The organism is Asaia sp. W19 (genome assembly GCF_003994335.1).
In the GTDB taxonomy this organism is placed as follows: Bacteria; Pseudomonadota; Alphaproteobacteria; order Acetobacterales; family Acetobacteraceae; genus Asaia.
This window is the reverse complement of the sequence record NZ_PNQZ01000059.1, coordinates 98,525-117,187: the sequence shown is the minus strand read 5'-3', so window position 1 is coordinate 117,187 and position 18,663 is coordinate 98,525. Positions and strand designations below refer to the sequence as shown.

14 protein-coding genes and 1 tRNA gene are annotated in these 18,663 nt (G+C 61.0%); 12 read left to right on the top strand and 3 right to left on the bottom strand.

Annotated elements, in window-relative coordinates; all coding sequences use genetic code 11:
- Positions 1-60: 60 nt before the first annotated feature.
- The 10 genes from lon to dnaE all read left to right on the top strand — a co-directional run bounded on the left by lon (position 61) and on the right by dnaE (position 13,244).
- On the top strand, positions 61-2,520 hold the full coding sequence (lon, locus tag C0V97_RS10685) for an endopeptidase La (RefSeq protein ID WP_127102579.1): 2,460 nt from the start codon (positions 61-63) through the stop codon (positions 2,518-2,520).
- Positions 2,521-2,774: 254 nt separating this feature from the next.
- The gene (locus C0V97_RS10680; RefSeq protein ID WP_127102578.1) at positions 2,775-3,059 is read left to right on the top strand and encodes an HU family DNA-binding protein; all 285 of its coding nucleotides are present in this window, start codon (positions 2,775-2,777) and stop codon (positions 3,057-3,059) included.
- A 49-nt stretch (positions 3,060-3,108) separates the two neighbouring features.
- A tRNA-Val gene (locus C0V97_RS10675) sits at positions 3,109-3,183 on the top strand.
- Between the two features lie 22 nt (positions 3,184-3,205).
- A complete protein-coding gene (locus tag C0V97_RS10670) occupies positions 3,206-3,946 on the top strand; it encodes a biotin--[acetyl-CoA-carboxylase] ligase (protein WP_127102577.1) in 741 nt (246 codons plus the stop codon).
- 10 nt (positions 3,947-3,956) lie between these two features.
- On the top strand, positions 3,957-4,748 hold the full coding sequence (locus tag C0V97_RS10665) for a type III pantothenate kinase (RefSeq protein ID WP_127102576.1): 792 nt from the start codon (positions 3,957-3,959) through the stop codon (positions 4,746-4,748).
- A gap of 33 nt (positions 4,749-4,781) precedes the next feature.
- Positions 4,782-6,428, top strand: coding sequence for a ribonuclease J (locus C0V97_RS10660; protein WP_127102575.1), 1,647 nt, complete (start codon positions 4,782-4,784; stop codon positions 6,426-6,428).
- 70 nt (positions 6,429-6,498) lie between these two features.
- Complete coding sequence (gene proS / locus C0V97_RS10655) at positions 6,499-7,839, top strand: proline--tRNA ligase (protein ID WP_127102574.1); 1,341 nt, start codon at positions 6,499-6,501, stop codon at positions 7,837-7,839.
- 2 nt (positions 7,840-7,841) lie between these two features.
- A complete protein-coding gene (locus C0V97_RS10650) occupies positions 7,842-9,089 on the top strand; it encodes a lipoprotein-releasing ABC transporter permease subunit (protein WP_127102573.1) in 1,248 nt (415 codons plus the stop codon).
- A complete protein-coding gene (locus C0V97_RS10645; protein ID WP_127102572.1) occupies positions 9,082-9,780 on the top strand; it encodes an ABC transporter ATP-binding protein in 699 nt (232 codons plus the stop codon). Before C0V97_RS10650 ends, C0V97_RS10645 begins: the two co-directional genes overlap by 8 nt.
- 44 nt (positions 9,781-9,824) lie before the next feature.
- Complete coding sequence (gene dnaE / locus C0V97_RS10640; RefSeq protein ID WP_127102571.1) at positions 9,825-13,244, top strand: DNA polymerase III subunit alpha; 3,420 nt, start codon at positions 9,825-9,827, stop codon at positions 13,242-13,244.
- Between the two features lie 72 nt (positions 13,245-13,316).
- Here dnaE and C0V97_RS10635 read toward each other — a convergent pair whose 3' ends face one another.
- From C0V97_RS10635 to C0V97_RS10625, 3 genes are all read right to left on the bottom strand, one after another.
- Positions 13,317-13,721, bottom strand: a complete 405-nt coding sequence (locus tag C0V97_RS10635; RefSeq protein WP_127102570.1) for a hypothetical protein — start codon at positions 13,719-13,721, stop codon at positions 13,317-13,319.
- Positions 13,722-14,185: 464 nt separating this feature from the next.
- Positions 14,186-15,559, bottom strand: coding sequence for a sensor histidine kinase KdpD (locus C0V97_RS10630; protein ID WP_127102569.1), 1,374 nt, complete (start codon positions 15,557-15,559; stop codon positions 14,186-14,188).
- A complete protein-coding gene (locus tag C0V97_RS10625; protein ID WP_127102568.1) occupies positions 15,560-16,231 on the bottom strand; it encodes a response regulator transcription factor in 672 nt (223 codons plus the stop codon). It lies immediately after the preceding gene.
- 519 nt (positions 16,232-16,750) lie between these two features.
- Here C0V97_RS10625 and rpsB point away from each other — a divergent pair.
- Together rpsB and tsf are read left to right on the top strand one after the other, a co-directional pair.
- Complete coding sequence (gene rpsB / locus C0V97_RS10620) at positions 16,751-17,533, top strand: 30S ribosomal protein S2 (protein WP_127102567.1); 783 nt, start codon at positions 16,751-16,753, stop codon at positions 17,531-17,533.
- A 209-nt stretch (positions 17,534-17,742) separates the two neighbouring features.
- Positions 17,743-18,648, top strand: a complete 906-nt coding sequence (tsf, locus tag C0V97_RS10615) for a translation elongation factor Ts (RefSeq protein WP_127102566.1) — start codon at positions 17,743-17,745, stop codon at positions 18,646-18,648.
- The last annotated feature ends 15 nt before the right edge of the window (positions 18,649-18,663 follow it).

Below are 18,663 nucleotides of genomic sequence, written 5' to 3'. Positions count from 1 at the left end.
TCGTTCACGCCATATTTCGGGTGACCATGCCGAGATCGTCCTCGAGGAGATCAATATTCCATGACTGAGAAAAAGAGGAAGACTGCGGTGGCCAAGCTGAACACCGCATCCCGTGCGGAAGAGGCCAAGGCCAAGACTGTCGAGACGATTGCTGTCCTGCCCCTGCGCGATATTGTCGTCTTCCCGCACATGATTGTTCCGCTCTTTGTCGGGCGTGAGAAGTCGGTCCGCGCCCTGGAGGCGGTGACCCGTGACAACAAGCAGATCCTTCTGGTTGCGCAGAAGAACGCCGCGCAGGATGATCCGCCGGCCGAGGACATCTATCGCTTCGGTACGGTTTCGACGATCCTGCAGCTGTTGAAATTGCCCGATGGAACGGTGAAGGTACTGGTCGAGGGAATTCGACGCGCCCGGATCAAGGAATTCCACGATGTTGACGGCCATTTCGAAGCCGAGATCGAGGAAGTCGAAGATACCCACGAAGCCGGCAGTGAGGCCGAGGCTCTTGGCCGCACGGCGATCTCCCAGTTTGAGCAGTATATCAAGCTCAACAAGAAGATCGCACCGGAAGTCATGGTCTCGCTGAACCAGATCGAGGACCTCTCGAAGCTGGCCGATACGATTGCGAGCCATCTAAATCTCAAGATCGCCGAAAAACAGGAGATCCTGGAAGGCGGTTCAGTCAGTCAGCGTCTGGAGCAGGTTTTCGCTCATATGGAGCAGGAAATCGGCGTTCTGCAGGTCGAGAAGAAGATTCGCAACCGCGTCAAGCGCCAGATGGAAAAGACGCAGCGCGAATACTATCTGAACGAGCAGCTCAAGGCGATCCAGAAGGAACTGGGTGAGGGCGAGGACGGTCGAGACGAGACGGCTGAGATCGAGGAACGTATCGCCAAGACGAAGCTCAGCAAGGAAGCACGCGAAAAGGCGCTGGGTGAGTTGCGCAAGCTGCGTGGCATGAGCCCGATGTCCGCTGAGTCCACCGTTGTGCGCAATTACCTGGACTGGATTTTGTCCATCCCCTGGAAAAAGCGCTCCAAGGTGTCTCGCGATTTCGCCGCAGCGGAAGAAGTGCTCGAATCCGAGCATTATGGGTTGGAGAAGGTCAAGGAACGCATTCTCGAGTATCTGGCGGTGCAGACGCGCTCGCAGAAGCTCAAAGGGCCGATCCTTTGCCTCGTCGGGCCTCCGGGCGTCGGAAAGACCTCTCTCGCGCGTTCTATCGCCAAGGCGACAGGCCGTCAGTATGTGCGCATATCGTTGGGTGGCGTGCATGACGAGTCCGAAATTCGCGGTCACCGTCGCACCTATATCGGGTCGATGCCGGGCAAGATCGTGCAGGGCATGAAAAAGGCCAAGACGTCGAACCCGCTCTTCCTGCTCGATGAAATCGACAAGATGGGGTCGGACTGGCGTGGCGATCCGTCCTCGGCGCTGCTCGAGGTGCTGGACCCAGAGCAGAACAGCACGTTCAACGATCATTATCTCGAGGTGGATTACGATCTGTCGGATGTGATGTTCGTGACGACGGCGAACAGCCTCAATATGCCCCAGCCTTTGCTGGATCGCATGGAGGTCATCCGCCTGTCGGGCTATACCGAGGATGAGAAGGTCGAGATTGCCCGACGTCATCTGGTGGGCAAGCAGGCCGAGGCGCATAACCTCAAGCCGCATGAATGGTCGATCAGCGACGCCGCGCTGCGCAGCCTGATCCAGCATTACACCCGCGAGGCTGGTGTCCGTAACCTCGAGCGCGAGATTGCCAAGATCGCGCGCCGCGTGGTCAAGCGTCTGGTCACGTCTTCGGTCGAGACGATTGCCGTCACCCCGGAGAATCTGGGCGAGTTCTCAGGTATTCGTCGCTTCAAGCATGGTGAGACTGAGTCGGAAGATCTGGTCGGCATGGTGTCAGGTCTGGCCTGGACCGAGGTCGGCGGTGAAATCCTGACCATCGAGAGTGTGATGCTGCCGGGTAAGGGCCATGTGAAGGCCACGGGCAAGCTGGGCGAGGTGATGCAGGAGAGTGTGTCCGCAGCTGTCTCTTACGTGCGCTCGCGGGCCCAGACCTTCGGCATCAAGCCTTCGCTGTTCGAGAAGCGCGATATTCATGTGCATGTCCCCGAAGGGGCAACCCCGAAGGATGGTCCGTCCGCTGGCGTGGCCATGGCGACCTCCATCGTCAGCGTCATGACCGGGATTGCCATTAAGCGCGACGTCGCGATGACGGGTGAGATCACCCTGCGCGGGCGGGTGCTCGAAATCGGCGGGTTGAAGGAGAAGCTGCTGGCGGCAACGCGTGCCGGAATTGCGACCGTTTTCATCCCGAAGGATAACGAAAAGGATCTGGCCGAAATTCCGGCTAACGTGAAAGATGCTTTGACGATCATCCCCGTTTCCCACGTCGATCAGGTTCTTGCCGCGGCACTCGTGCGGCCGCCTGAGGCAATCGAATGGGACGAGGAGGAAGACGTCCCTGCGGCACGAGCGGCAGAGAGCCTCTCCAGCCAGTTGCCACATTGAAGGGCATCTCGTCTCCAACATCAAACAAAGGCCGCCCCTTCTGGGCGGCCTTTGTCGTTTGAGGCGGTGGATCCTCTCCTGATCGGCCCGAGGGCGGTGCAGGAAAGACGCATCAGGGGTCAAAGCGTTAATTGGCCCGCCCGGGGCGTTATCTGCGCTGTTGACGTTAGGGAAAACGCCTTCATAGTGCGGTGCATGAACCGCCGAGGGATCGGCATCGCAACGGATCACGACGAATTCTAAAAGGGAATGAGATGGACAAGCCGCTGAACAAACAGGAGCTCATTGCGGCCGTCGCGGAGAAGACCGATCTTCCCAAGGCGAAGGCGGGCGACGTGGTCGAAGCCCTGTTCTCGAGCATCGAAGAGGCGCTGGCCCGCAAGCAGGAAGTCCGCCTTGTCGGATTTGGCTCCTTCGTGACCGCCACGCGCAAGGCGGCCAAGGGGCGTAATCCGCGCACGGGTGAGGAAATTGATATCCCCGCTTCGGTTTCTGTCCGTTTCCGCCCCGGCAAGGGCTTGAAGGATGCCGTCAGTTAACGTATCCCCTGTTTCACAACAGGCGGCGATTCGTTTTCGCCTGTTCTGAGGGCGATTAGCTCAGCGGTAGAGCGTCTCGTTTACACCGAGAGGGTCGGCGGTTCAATCCCGTCATCGCCCACCATTCCTCAGACTACGGAAGCGCGATGAGCCTGACACCAGGCTTTCCCTGGACCTTGACCTGTCACGAGACACTGGGGTCCACCTCCGATACCTGCAAGTTCGATGCAGAAAATGGCGCGCCGAATGGTAGTGCCGTCCTGGCTTTTCGCCAGAGCGCGGGGCGTGGCACACGAGGGCGCGTCTGGAGTGCTCCCGAGGGCAATCTCTCCTTTTCGTTCATCTGCCGTCATCCGCGTATCGAGGCGCTCGTTCTGGCCATGCCATTTCTCGTGGCGGTCGCCCTGCATGATGCGCTCTCTTCCCATTTGCCCGGCGTTTCTTTGCGGCTCAAATGGCCCAATGACGTGCAGTGCGACGGGGCCAAACTCAGTGGGGTTCTGATCGAGCGGGGTGGCCAGGGTACGGAAGCCTGGATCGTGACCGGCATCGGCGCCAATCTGAAATCCGCCCCTCAGATCGAAGGGCGTCAAACGGTCTCGATAGCCGCTCTCGGCGGGTCGGTGGAGCCGGAGCAGCTTGCGCGGGATATCCTGACCCAATTCGGGGTATGGCTTGCCCGGTGGGAGCGCGATGGTTTTGCGCCTGTGCGCGCCGCCTGGCTGGACCGTGCGCATGAGCCGGGTTCGCGGCTTGCGGTCCAGAGGGGGGGGGACTATATTGAGGGTTTCTTCGCGGGTCTCGATGAGTGCGGTCGGCTTCTCCTTCAGACCGACCGGGACGAGGTTCAGACGGTCGCGGCGGGGGATATTCTGTTGCTTGGGTGAAGGATGGTCTGTGCTCCTCGTTGTCGATGCCGGTAATACGAACATTGTCTTTGCCGTCCATGACGGGAAGGATTGGCGTGGCACATGGCGTATCTCGACGAATGACCAGCGGACCTCTGACGAATACGCTGTCTGGCTTCTGGGACTGATCGAACTCTCCAATCTCAACCATCGCGCCATCTCCCGTGCCATCATCGGGACCGTGGTTCCCGCCGCGCTGTATCACCTGCGGCGTCTCTGTCGCGAATGGCTCGATATAGAGCCGCTTATTGCCAATAACGCGCTGGACTGGGGTTGCCCGGTCAAGGTCGACACACCGGCCGAAGTTGGTGTGGATCGGCGCCTCAACGGCCTCGCGGCCCAGCATTTTTTCGGTGGCCCTCTTGTGGTGGTCGATTTCGGGACCGCGACGACTTTCGACGTGGTCGATGAGGAGGGCGCATTTTGCGGCGGGGCGATTGCACCGGGAGTCAATCTGTCGCTCGAGGCGCTCCATCAGGCTGCCGCGCGACTGCCGCGCATCAGCGTTGGGCGCCCGTCCTCGGCGATCGGACGCAGCACCACTGTTGCCATGCGATCAGGGCTTTTCTGGGGTTATGTTGGTCTGGTGGAAGGAATTGTCTCGCGCATTGCGCTTGAGATGGCCACACCGATCAAGGTGATCGCCACAGGCGGCCTTGCCCCGCTTTTTTCTGAGGGAACAGATCTGTTCCAGCATGTTGCCCCAACACTCACGCTCGACGGGCTGCGCCTTCTGGCTGCGCGCAATGCCACGGGCGAATTTATTCCGGCACCAGGATGAAGGTGCGTTTTCTGACTCTTTTAGGACTATTCAATGAGCATTACTGAAAAAGGTCTGGCCTTCCTGCCGCTCGGCGGGACAGGTGAGATCGGCATGAATTTCAACCTGTACTGTCTCGATGGCAAATGGCTCGCCATTGATTGCGGTATCGGGTTTTCGGGCAATGATACGCCTGAAGCCGAAATCCTCATGCCTGACCCACTTTTCATCGCCGAGCGACACAAGAGCCTGTGCGGTCTCGTGATCACCCATGCGCATGAAGACCATCTCGGCGCCGTCGCGCATCTCTGGCCGCAGTTGCGCTGCCCGATCTACGCCACACCTTTTGCAAGCGCCGTCTTGCGTCGCAAGCTGGGAGAAGCGCATCTGCTGTCGCAGGTGACGATTCATACGATCCCGATGGGCGGGCATTTTGCGGTCGGGCCGTTTGACCTGCAATTCATCAATGTCACCCATTCTGTGCCCGAGGCCCAGTCGCTGGTGCTGCGCACCCCCTATGGCACGATCGTGCACACAGGCGACCTGAAGCTGGATCGCGAGCCTGTAGTGGGCCCCCTGACCGATCTCGATGCTTTCAAGGCTGTGGGCGATGAGGGCGTTCTGGCCATGGTATGCGACAGCACCAATGTCTTCCGTGACGGGATTTCCGGTACGGAAGGCCAGGTGCGGGACTCCATGGCCGATTTGATCAAGACGCTGCATGGCCGCGTCGCCATCACCTGCTTTGCCAGTAACGTCGCACGTGTCGAGAGCATCGCGCGCGCTGCCAAGGCGGCCGGACGTCAGGTGATGGTTGTCGGGCGCTCTTTGCGTAATCTCGAGGTTGCCGCGCGCGAATGCGGCTATCTCCGGGATATCCCGCCTTTCCTCGATGAGCGTGAGGCGAATTCGGTGCCCGATAACCGGCTGCTGATGATCATCACGGGTAGCCAGGGCGAGCCTCGCTCGGCCCTGTCGCGCATCGCTTCGGACGTCCATCCCAATATCGCGCTGGGTGAGGGCGATACGGTCATCTACTCATCGCGCATGATTCCCGGCAATGAGCAGGCGGTCATGGCGGTGCAGGATAATCTTACCCGTCGCGGCGCCACAGTGCTGACCGACAAGGACCATCTGGTCCATGTGTCGGGCCATGCCACGGCGGATGATCTGCGTCATCTCTACAGCCTTGTGCGCCCCAAGCTGAGCGTTCCGACCCATGGTGAATGGCGCCATCTGACGGCTCACGCGGCCCTCGCCCGTGAAACCGGGGCCGAGGCGATCCTGCTCGAAGACGGGGATCTGCTGCGACTGGGCCCGGACCATGCAGAGGTGGTGGATACGGCCCCGACGGGTCGTCTGGCGCTCGATGGCGGGCGTCTGCTGCCCATGACCGGCGGCGTTCTGGCGGCGCGTCGCAAGATGCTGTTCAACGGCATGGTCATCGCGAGCTTCGCGGTTGACGATGAGGGATATGTTATTGGCATGCCTAAGATCAGCGCCCCCGGCCTTCTCGAGTCAGAGGACCCTGAAAGCACGCGCATCTCGGAGGAGTTCGCAGATGCCATCGACGAGATCCCTGATGATCTGCGCCAGGACGACGATGCCTTCCGCGACGCGGCCAAGACGGCTCTGCGCCGTGCATTGGGGCGCAAGCTCCAGAAGCGCCCTCTGGTCGATGTCCATCTGCTACGGGTCTAATTCCGCAGCCTCAGCTACCACCGCGCCCTGACGGGCGCGCCATTTTTCTTTTCCAGAACGGTCATTCACGATGCGCCTGTCCCGCAGCTTCCTGCCCACCCTCAAAGAAGTGCCCGCCGAGGCCCAGATCGCCTCGCATCGACTGATGCTGCGCGCCGGTCTCGTGCGTCAGACGTCGGCGGGCATCTACGCCTGGCTTCCGGCAGGTCTGCGCGTGCTGCGCAATATCGAGCAGATCGTACGGGAAGAGCAGAACGCCATCGGCGCGCAGGAAGTGCTGATGCCGACCGTCCAGTCTTCCGAGTTGTGGAAGCGCTCTGGCCGTTACGACGCCTATGGCCCGGAAATGCTGCGTATCCGCGACCGGCAGGACCGCGAGCTGCTTTATGGACCGACCAATGAGGAAATGATCACCGATCTGTTCGGTCAGGCGGTCAAATCCTATCGTGAGCTGCCTCAGGCGCTTTATCACGTACAGTGGAAGTTCCGCGATGAGCTCCGCCCCCGTTTTGGCGTGATGCGTGGCCGTGAATTCTTCATGAAGGATGCCTATTCTTTCGATGCGTCCTATGAGGACGCCGTTGCGGCCTATCGCCGCATGATGCTGGCTTATCTGCGCACCTTCCAGCGTCTGGGCGTGCGCGCCGTCCCGATGAAAGCCGATACCGGGCCGATCGGTGGCGATCTGAGCCATGAATTCCTGGTGCTGGCCCCCACGGGTGAGAGCGGCGTCTTTTTCGACGCAGCCCTCGAGGAGCAGGACTGGCTGCATGAAGCGGTCGATATCGCCGACCATGCGAGCCTTGACGCCTTCTTCAGCGGCGTCACGAAATTCTATGCCGCCACCGACGAGATGCATGACGAGAAGGCGTGGGAGGACGTGCCCGCCGAGCGTCGTCGTGAAGGGCGCGGTATCGAGGTCGGGCATATCTTCTATTTCGGTACCAAATACACCGAGTCCATGGGGATCTCGGTCAGCGGTGCCGATGGCAACCAGTTCTTCCCGGAGATGGGTTCGTACGGCATTGGCGTGTCGCGCCTCGTCGGAGCCATTATCGAAGCCAGCCATGACGAGGCCGGTATCATCTGGCCGGACTCGGTTGCGCCCTATCGCGCCGCCATTCTGAGCCTCAAGCCTGGCGATGAGGCGGTGGATGCGCTGTGCGAGCAGCTCTATGCCGCGGCCCCGGATGCGTTTCTGTATGATGATCGCGGTGAGCGCGCCGGCGTGAAGTTCAACGATGCCGATCTGATGGGCCATCCCTGGCAGATGATCGTCGGGCCGCGTGGTGCAAAGGAAGGCAAGGTCGAACTCAAGCGCCGTGCGACTGGCGAGCGCTTCGAGCTGACTGTGGAAGACGCGCTTGCGAAGGTGCTTGGTACCGACGTAGCAGGCAAAGGCGCTGCCTGATCATGTTCAACCGCTTCGAGCGCGTGGTGGCGGGGCGCTATCTGCGCGCCCGTCGCGGAGAACGCTTCGTTTCCATCATCGCGATTTTCTCGCTCATCGGTATTGCGCTGGGTGTCGCCACACTCATCATCGTCATGGCGGTGATGAACGGGTTTCGCGCTGATCTGATGGGCCGCGTGCTCGGGCTGAATGGCGATCTGAACATCTTCAGCGCGGGGCACAGCATCACCAATTACCAGGATGATGTCGTTGCCATACGTGAAGTGAAGAATGTCACCCGTGTCACGCCCATGACCGAGGGGACCGTGCTCATCGATGCCGGGACTTATTCCACGGGCGGTGTGGTGCGCGGGATTTTACCGTCAGACCTCCGCGATCTGCATGCCCTGAGCGATAATATCACCGACGGCAAGCTGGATGATTTCAAGGGTGACGATGCCATTGCGATCGGCACGACTCTGGCCGCGCGTGCAGGGTTGAGTGTGGGCAGCAAGCTGACAGTCGTTTCGTTGAATGGCCGTGCGACACCGTTCGGGAACATGCCGCGCGTCAAGGCCTATCATGTCGTCATGATTTTCGATGCGGGCGTCAACGACTACGATACCAGCGTTGTCCTCATGCCAATGGAAGCCTCACAGCGCTATCTGATGATGCCCGGCGCGGTATCGCTCATTCAGGTGGCGACCCGCGACCCGCTCGAGGTTACGCCTGTCACACGCGCCATTGCCCAGCGACTGGATGATCCCAGGCTGCGCGTGATGGACTGGACCCAGAGTAATAACGCGTTTCTGGGCGCTCTGACCGTGCAGCAGAACGTGATGTTCCTCATTCTCACGCTGATCATTCTGGTGGCCGCATTCAACGTCATTTCCTCCATGATCATGATGGTCAAGGACAAGACGCGCGATATCGCGGTGCTGCGTACGTTGGGCGCCAGCCGCGGTGCCGTCATGCGCATCTTCCTGATGTGCGGCGCCTCAGTGGGCGTGTCCGGCACGCTGATCGGTTTCGGGATCGGGGTCGTGTTCTGCCTTAATATCGAGCGTATCCAGCATGGTGTGGAGCATCTGACCCATACCAGCCTGTTCAACCCGGAATTCTATTATCTCGAACATCTGCCAGCCAAGCTGATCTGGTCGCAGGTCATCGAAGTCATGGTCATGGCCCTTGCCTTATCTTTCGTCGCAACGCTTTACCCGTCCTGGCGCGCCGCCAAGACCGATCCGATCGAGGCGCTGCGCCATGAGTGAAACAAGCCCTGCGACCGTCCCGGTGCTTTCCCTGAATGACGTTACGCGTCGTTTTCGCTCGGGCGAAGAGACGCTTGAAATCCTGAAGGGCGCGTCGTTCGATCTGTTCCCTGGCGAGATCGTGGCTCTGGTCGCGCCCAGCGGTACGGGCAAGTCGACACTGCTTCATATTGCTGGTCTGCTGGAAGCGCCGCAGGAAGGCCGGGTGCGCATTGCCGGGCGTGACACGGCGGCTCTCTCTGATACAGCACGGACCCAGATGCGACGTGATGAGGTGGGCTTCGTCTATCAATTCCATCATCTTCTGGCCGAGTTCACGGCGCTGGAAAATGTGGTGCTCCCCCAGCATATTGCAGGCGTTTCCCCCCGAGATGCGCGCGCGCGCGCGACCGATCTTCTGACGCGCTTTGGTCTGGCGCACCGCCTGCATAATCTGCCGGGCAAGCTTTCGGGAGGAGAGAAGCAGCGCGTGGCCATTGCTCGCGCATTGGCCAATCGACCGAAGCTTCTTTTGGCCGACGAACCGACCGGCAATCTGGACGTGCATACCTCTGACGCCGTGTTTGACGAGTTGCTGCATGCGGTTCGAAGCGAGAATGTGGGGGCGTTGATCGCAACGCACAACGAGGAGCTTGCGTCGCGCATGGATCGCGTCGTGACCCTGCGCGACGGTCAGATCGTCGCAAAATAAAGAAAGGGATGAAGGGGGCGTTAGGGTCTGATAGAGCATGACCCATGTCCCATGCCCCCTTCGTTCATCTTCGTAATCACTCTGCCTATTCGCTGAGCCAGGGGGCTATACGCATACCCGATCTGGTGGCTCTGGCTGCCGATGCTGCCATGCCCGCCGTTGCTCTGACGGACACCGGTAATCTCTTCGGGGCGCTGGAATTCTCCCAGTATTGCTCGGGCAAGGGCGTGCAGCCCATCATCGGCTGTCAGCTCGCGCTGCCATCACGCAGCGACAAGCCCGGTGCCCCGTCGGAGCCCATGGTGGCGCTGGCCCGCAATGAGGCGGGGCTCGCCAATCTGCAGTTCCTCTCTTCCGAGGGATTTCTCAAGGGCGATCCCTCCGACCCGGCCATTCTGCTTGAGACTCTCTGTGCCCATGCAGACGGTCTCTTTCTGCTGACGGGCGGAACGCGCGGGCCATTGTTTCGTCTGCTGGCCGAGGGGCAGGAAGATCAGGCCATGGCGCTGCTGCGCCGGTTGCAGGAGAGCTTCGGCGCCCATATGGCCGTCGAACTGAATCGCCATGGCCTTCCTGAGGAGAAGGCTGTCGAGCCCGGCATGATCGCCGCCGCAGATCGTCTCGGCCTGCCGCTCGTGGCGACCAATGAGTGCTTCTTCTCCAAACCGGCCATGCATGAAGCCCACGACGCCCTGCTTTGCATCGCGCAGGGACGTACGATGGCGGAGCAGGAGCGCTGGCGCGTCACGCCCGAGCACTGGTTTAAATCTCCCGACGCCATGCGTGCCCTCTTTGCCGATCTACCGGAGGCTTGCGACAACACACTCATGATCGCGCAGCGCTGCGCGGTGAAGGTTTCGACCCGTCCGCCGCTTCTGCCGGTCTGTCCCAAGGTCAATGAGGGAGCGACCGAGGAAGAGACATTGCGGGCCATGTCGGAAGAGGGGCTGCGCCAGCGCCTGTCGCGCATGGAGGCGGATGACGACACACGCAGACGCTATGAAGAGCGTCTCGAGATGGAGCTCGGGATTATCGGGCGCATGGGCTTTCCCGGTTACTTCCTGATCGTTGCAGATTTCATCCAGTGGGCCAAGGAGCATGATATTCCGGTAGGGCCGGGGCGTGGATCGGGCGCTGGCTCGCTTGTAGCCTGGGCGCTGACCATCACCGATATCGATCCGCTGCCGTTCAACCTGCTGTTCGAGCGCTTCCTGAATCCCGAACGCGTTTCGATGCCTGACTTCGATATCGATTTTTGTCAGGACCGGCGCGATGAGGTGATCCGCTACGTGCGCACCGAATATGGTGGCGAGCGCGTGGCGCAGATCATCACCTTCGGTAAGCTCCAGGCGCGCGCTGCGGTGCGCGATGTCGGGCGCGTGCTCGGCTTGCCTTTCGGCATGGTCAACCGCGTGGCCGAGCTGATTCCGAACAACCCGGCCAAGCCCGTCACGCTCAAGCAGGCGATCGATGGCGAGCCGCGTCTGCAGGAAATGCGCGAGAGCGACGAGGCGCTGCGCCGCCTGATGGAAATCGCGTTGCAGCTCGAGGGGCTCTATCGTCATGCCTCGACCCATGCCGCGGGCGTGGTGATCGGGGATCGTGAACTGGTCGAGCTCGTGCCGCTCTATCGCGATCCCAAGAGCGATATGCTGGTCACGCAGTACAATATGAAATTCGTCGAGCAGGCGGGGCTAGTGAAGTTCGACTTCCTCGGCCTGACTACGCTCACCATTCTCAAGCGTGGCATCAATTTCATCGCACAGCAGGGCATCGAGGTCGATCTGGCCACCCTGCCTCTCGATGACGCGCCGACCTATGACATGCTGGCCCGTGGCGATGCGGGCGGCGTCTTCCAGTTCGAAGGCGCGGGCATGCGCGACGTTCTCAAGCAGATGCGCCCGACGCGGCTTGAGGATCTGATCGCAGCGGTGGCGCTCTATCGTCCGGGGCCCATGGCGAATATCCCCGATTACTGCGCGCGCAAACATGGTGCTTCCTGGGAGCCGCCCCATGAGGAAATTCGCGATATCCTGTCTGAGACCTATGGCATCATGGTCTATCAGGAACAGGTCATGCAGATCGCGCAGAAAATGGCCGGGTACAGCCTGGGCGGCGCTGATCTGCTGCGTCGCGCCATGGGCAAGAAGATCCGCGCCGAGATGGACACGCAGCGCGAGATCTTCGTCAAGGGTGCGACCGGACGCGGGATCACCCCTGAGAAGGCCGCCGAGGTGTTCGACCTCATGGCACGCTTCGCGGATTACGGGTTCAACAAATCACACGCCGCAGCCTATGCGCTTGTTTCGTATCAGACGGCCTGGATGAAAGCGAACCATCCGGTGGCGTTCCTCGCCGGATGCATGTCGCTCGCCCGTGAAAAGACGGACAAGCTGGCCTCGCTCTGTCAGGAGGCGCGTCGGATGAAAATCAAGGTGCTGCCCGTCGACATCAATCGCTCGAAGGCGGATTTCTCGCTCGAAAAGCAGGAGGACGGAAGCTGGGCCATCCGCTACGCATTGGCTGCGGTCAAGCGTGTGGGGTTCACAGCCATGCAGGCCATTGTGGATGCGCGCGGCGACAAGCCCTTCGCCAGTCTCGCCGATCTGGCGTCGCGCTGCGATGCGAAACAGCTCAACAAGATCCAGATCGAAAACCTGGCCAAGGCGGGGGCGTTCGATTCCCTCGACAAGCCGCGTCATATCGTCTTTGCCAGCTCGGAAATCATCATGCGCCGCGCGCAGTCTGACGCGCAGGAGGCGGCATCCGGCCAGATCGGCCTATTCGGTGCCTCGGCCGAGCCCGAGGAGCTGCGTTTGGCCGAGGCCCCATACTGGCCCGAATTTGAACGTCTGGCCGCCGAGGCCGAGGCGATCGGTTTCCACATGTCGGCCCATCCGCTGGATGCCTATCGCTCGGTCCTCAAGCGGGCCAATGTGCTGACATCCCAGAATCTCATGACCGCAGCCGAAAATGGGTCTTATCGCGTGCGTATCGCGGGCTGCGTGGTCGACAAGAAGGAGCGCCCCACCAAGAGCGGGAGCAAGATGGCGTGGGTGCGTCTGTCCGATGCGACGGGTGGTTGCGAAGTGACCCTGTTCTCGGAAGTGTTGTCGCGCTGCCGCGATTTGCTTGTGGCTGGTCAGGCCGTGATGGTGACGGCCGATCTCAAGCTTGAGGGCGACGCGCTCCGCATCACGGCCAATGATGTGACCGATCTGGAGAAGGCTGCCGCTCAGGAAAGCTCGGAGATGCGCGTGTGGATCAGCGAGGCTGCAGCGGTGACGAAGGTGCGCGACTTGCTAAGCAGCCAGGGCAGGGGACGCGGCAAGATCGTGCTGGTGCCCGCTGTGGACGAGACCAAGGCCGTGGAAGTGACGCTGACCGGGCATTACCCGGTCACGCCACGCTTGGGCGAGCAATTGCGCACGATCCAGGGGGTGTCACGAATCGATCATCTGTGATTTCGTCGCACCCCCTCCCTGGACCGGCGTTTCGGACCAACACGCCGGGCTCTGCGCGCTCCGGCAATGTCCTCATCCCCCGCGTTTCACCGCGAGGCCCCGTTTACGCGCGAGTTCCAGAAGACGGATCTGGAGCCCGAGTATCAGCGCCGCCGAGAGGGGACGTAACGGTGCCGCCTCTGTGATCATCACCGGGGCGAGCTTGAGTATCTGCACGGCGCGCCCCGTGACGCGTCTCGATAACGGCGTATGCCAGAAGGCGCGCTTCGGGGCGTCGGGCCGTGTCTCGGCCAGACCGTCTTGTCGTGCATCGTGGGAGAGGACCGGGCTGCCGAGACCATCGCGTGCAGAGGGCCGGCTCTCGCGCATCTCCACCCGGAATTCCGGGTAGAGCGGTTTGACGTCAAGCCACCGTGTTATGGGTTGCCGGGAGCGAGGCGATGACGGGAAGGTCGGGCGTGATCGTGTCGGTATCATGCGAAGTGGAGTCCCTTGGGTGAGCAGCAGATCTGCTCAGTTTTCTCGAACATTGCGCAGGAGGGCGACGGCCCTGAGCACAGCGCGTCCGAATGTCTCGTTTGCCGTGGCGCACCATGCGGCCATCAGCCCGTACTCGGCTCCAGACGTTGCCATGGTGGCGTTTGGAGAGGCCGAGAGAAGGGGTATCCGTTTTCGCTCATGGGACATGGCTTTAGAGGGCAAGGGAACGGAGATTGCCAGACGCCGCTGGGAGGAGAGGTGGCAAGTGCCCGTCGTTTTCAGAACCATGCGGTGCGGCGGAATCATGCTTACTTGCATCATCGCAGTCTTGCCTCGTGGCCGGGGCTGACGACAATTGCGTCGTCAGGATGACCGGCTTTGAGGAGTCTAGTTCCTGGACATTGCAGGAGCCTGACGGCGAGACCTCATGGAAGGTATTTTCTTCTTCCAATGCGGTATCATCATTTGGAGGAAATGGACGGGTCTACGGGAAGGACCACTCTGAAGCTTGCGCCGCCCCCCGGTGTCTGGTCGATCTGTATGCTACCGCCATGGAGCGTCACGATGTCCCTCGCAGCAGCGAGGCCCAGACCAGTCCCTGGCTCGTGATGGTCTTTGCGCCAGAACGGCTCGAACACATGCTGACGATCTTCCTCGGCAATCCCCGCCCCATGATCGGAAACCGTGATGGTGATATGCGTAGGTTCGGCGTCCAGCTTTACAAAGATCGTCCCTCCCTCGGGTTCGGCCTTCGTCGCATTGTCGATCAGATTCGTCAGAAGGCTGCCAAGCGCCTGACGATCACCAGTGAATTCGCATTTCGGAACGCTGCATTGCAGATCGATCGATCGGCGGCTGCGCAGGACATAAGGCGCGCAATCCGCCACCACGCCCTGTAAGAGGTCCACGATGTCGAGGGGCGTGAAAGAGGTCGTCTGTTGCCGGTCCAGACGGGCGATGATCAGGAGCTGGTCGACCAGGCGGCGCAGCCGATGCACATCGCGCCCGAGACTCGTCCGGCTTTCGCTATCGAGCCTGATCTGGTCGATGCGTGCCTGGAGTATGGCAACGGGGGTACGCAGTTCATGAGCGGCATTGGCCATGAAGAAATGCTGCTGCTGCCAGCCAACAGCAATACGCGCCAGAGCAGCATTGATTGCCTCGACGGCGGGACGAAGCTCATTGGGCAATCCGTCTGTCGGAAGCGGATGATCGATATTATGAAGATCGATCGAGGCCGCAGCGCGTTTGACAAGGCTGAGCGGGCGCAGAGCCCAGATGATCAGAAGGGGGAGGGAGATGAAGACCCCGATCATCAGCGGGCTGTAAACAAGAACGAGGGGCTTGAACAACTCGAAAAAGCTCGGGATGTCCGCGATCCCGAATGACTCTCCTGTCACTGCAATACAGAGCTTGCCGAAACGGGTATCGAGCGTGTCGAAATAGATCGGTCCCTTGCCGGGCCGCCTCGTATCGAAGCCTTCTGAATCTTCCAGTCGCACGGGGGCAATCTGCTTCAGCAGGTCGCTGAGATATTTGTTCGAGCCACGGGCGATCTGCCCGTCAGCGCCTGCAATTGCGTAGATCAGGTCAGGCCGGGTGGCGGCATAACGGCGCAGGGCCGGTGTGGGGGCGATGACCAGCGCACCAGAGGCGTCAGTGGTGAGCGAGTCCTCGATAAGGTCCTGGGTCGTGATATCCGCGATGTCGGTATAGCTCGTATCCGGTATCAGAAACGGGTGCAGAAAGACCACGAAGAGCACACAGACGAGCTGAACGCCGAGCAGCAGGGCCGTTATGCGTATCCGCAGAGAGGTGAAACGGGGAATCCACATTCAGCACTGGTCCAGAAGATAGCCGACCCCGCGGATCGGATGAATCACGATACCCGCCTTGAAGGCGGTAAGCCGAACGCGCAGACGTGAGATATGCGCATCTAGCGTGTTGGACTGGATCTCATCGTCGAAGCCATAGACTTCCTCGATCAGGGTCTCGCGCCTGACGACCCTGCCGGCGCGCCGTATCAGTGTCTCGAGGACAGCAAGCTCGCGCCGTTTGAACAGTACCGGGGTTCCATCGATCGTGACCTCTCGCGTCGAGGGGTGAAAACCAAGACGGCCGCAGATCATGGGCGGCGTGTCTTCAGCGCCGGGGCGACGCAGCGCGGCCCTTGCCCGCGCAAGAAGCTCCGCCATGTCAAACGGTTTGGCGAGATAGTCATCCGCTCCCTCATCCAGCCCCTGGACCCTGTCCGGCACGGCGTCCAGTGCGGAGAGGACGATGATGGGCGCACCGGGCTGCGCAGTGCGTAAACTCCGGATAAGGCTGAGGCCGTCCCCATCGGGCAGACGGCGGTCAAGGATGATGAGCGCATAGGAGGCGAGGGCCGCCATTTCCCGTGCATCGGCGAGCGTGCGCGCGGAATCGATCGCGAACCCTGCATCCTGAACGCTTCTGGTAATCAGCGCCGCCATATCCAGCTCGTCTTCAATCAACAGGATCCGCATTGACGTAATTCCGAAAATGGGTGTGCCGCCGGGGCCACCCAGGTCAAAAGGTATGGCGCGGGTGTGAGGGACCCTGTGCGCGGCAGAGCGCTTAGCAGGGCAACATTGCGTGAACATGACACGCCCGGTGTGCACGCACAGGATTCTTCTTTCGAAATCGCATCGAATCAGCGGCTCCGGTTCGCTTTTGTAAAAGCCTGTGGCCTGATGCGCGCGCTTGGGGCTCACGGGCCAAGCAAGGGTCGCCGCCGCTCAAAGCATCCGGCGACGCGCTGCGGGGCGGAAAGAGCGTCGTTCTCCCGACATCGTTCCAGGGCGGGATGCGTGTTTCCTCTGCGATGAGGCGCTTCGTCCTTGCCTTTTGGGACAAAAAAGGCGATACCGCGCCCGTCTGGCTTCTCTGGCGGCTCTGCTGTCGGGGAGAAGGACAATTCGCACGTATGACGTCAGACTCTCTGGTGCCCGTGAAAACGCGCAATGTCATACGGAGGCACAACCAGAAGAACAGGAATTTGCATCATGGCGATGCCTGAATTCACGATGCGTCAGCTGCTCGAAGCCGGCGTTCACTTTGGTCACCACACACGCCGCTGGAACCCGGCGATGGCACCGTATCTGTTCGGTGTCCGCAACCAGGTTCACATCATCGACCTGCAGCAGACCGTTCCGATGCTCGATCGCGCCCTGCAGGCCGTTCGCAACACGGTGGCCGGTGGCGGTCGCGTGCTGTTCGTCGGCACCAAGCGCGCTGCAGCCGAGCATGTGGCTGAGGCAGCAACCCGCTGCGGTCAGTACTACGTCAACCATCGCTGGCTCGGCGGCATGCTGACCAACTGGAAGACCATCACGGGTTCGATCAAGCGTCTGCGCCAGATCGACGAGATGCTTTCCGGCGACACGCACGGCCTGACGAAGAAAGAAATCCTCGACATCACCCGTGACCGCGAGAAGCTTGAGCGTTCGCTCGGCGGTATCAAGGAAATGGGCGGCCTGCCGGACATCCTGTTCGTGATCGACACGAACAAGGAGAAGCTGGCGGTTGAGGAAGCCAACAAGCTTGGCATTCCGGTTGTTGCGGTCCTCGACAGCAACTCCAACCCGGCTGGCGTGACCTACCCGATCCCGGGAAATGACGACGCCATCCGCGCCATCACGACCTATTGCGACCTCGTGTCGCAGGCCGTGCTCGACGGTATCTCCGCCGAAATGGCTGCTTCGGGTGCCGATTTCGGTGCGTCTGAAGAGCTGCCGGTCGAGACCGTTGTGGAAGAGACCCCGGCTGAAGCTCCGGCTGAAGCCTGAGATGCGTGCGGGAGATCATAAGATCTCCCCCTGCATTCGAAATTTCTGGCGTGCCCGGCTGAAAAGCTGCGGCGCGCCGTTTCGTTCCTAGAGCCTGCCCCGCGCTTTCGGGGTGCGGGGAAGGGCTCAGGTTCTTTTATTGTGGCGAGCATTGTCGTCCGATCAGTCGATCGGGTCTGACGGGACAATGCTCAAGAGGAGTTTGGAACATGGCGGAAATCACTGCTGCCCTCGTTCGTGACCTGCGCGAGAAGACTGGCGCCGGCATGATGGACTGCAAAAAGGCTCTCACGGAAGCTGCTGGCGACATGGATGCCGCCATCGACTGGCTGCGTGCCAAGGGTCTGTCGCAGGCTGCCAAGAAGTCGGGCCGCACCACGGCTGAAGGCCTCGTGGCTGTTGCTTCGGGCAAGAACAAGGCCGCCATGGTCGAAGTCAATGCCGAGACCGATTTCGTGGGTCGTAACGAAGCCTTCCAGGCATTCGTCGAGTCCGTGGCCCACGCTGCGCTCGAGGCCGGTGACGACCTCGACACCCTGTCGCAGGCCAAGCTGCCCACGGGCCGTACGGTTGCTGAAGAGCTGACACACCTGATCGCCACGATCGGTGAGAACATGTCGCTGCGTCGCGCCAAGGTTCTGACCGTTCCTTCGGGCATCGTTGCTTCCTACGTGCACGGCGCGCTGCGTCCGGGCGTTGGCAAGATCGGTGTTCTGGCTGCTGTCGAAGCTCCTTCGGAATCCGAAGCCCTGCTGACGCTGGGGCGCCAGATCGGCATGCATGTTGCCGCAACGCGTCCGGCCGCTCTTGAAGTTGCCAGCGTCGATCCGGAAGCTCTGGAGCGTGAGCGCCAGGTTCTGATCGAGCAGGCCCGCGAGTCCGGCAAGCCGGAAGCCATCATCGAGAAGATGATCGAAGGCCGTATCCGCAAGTTCTATGAAGAAGTCGTTCTTCTGGAGCAGGTCTGGGTGCATGACGGCGAGACCCGCGTGGCCAAGGTTGTCGAGAAGGCAGGCGCCAAGCTGATCGCTTTCGAGCGCTTCCAGCTCGGCGAGGGCATCGAGAAGGAGACCAGCGATTTCGCTGCCGAAGTGGCTGCTGCTGCTGGCGCCTGATCGTCTGATCAGGCT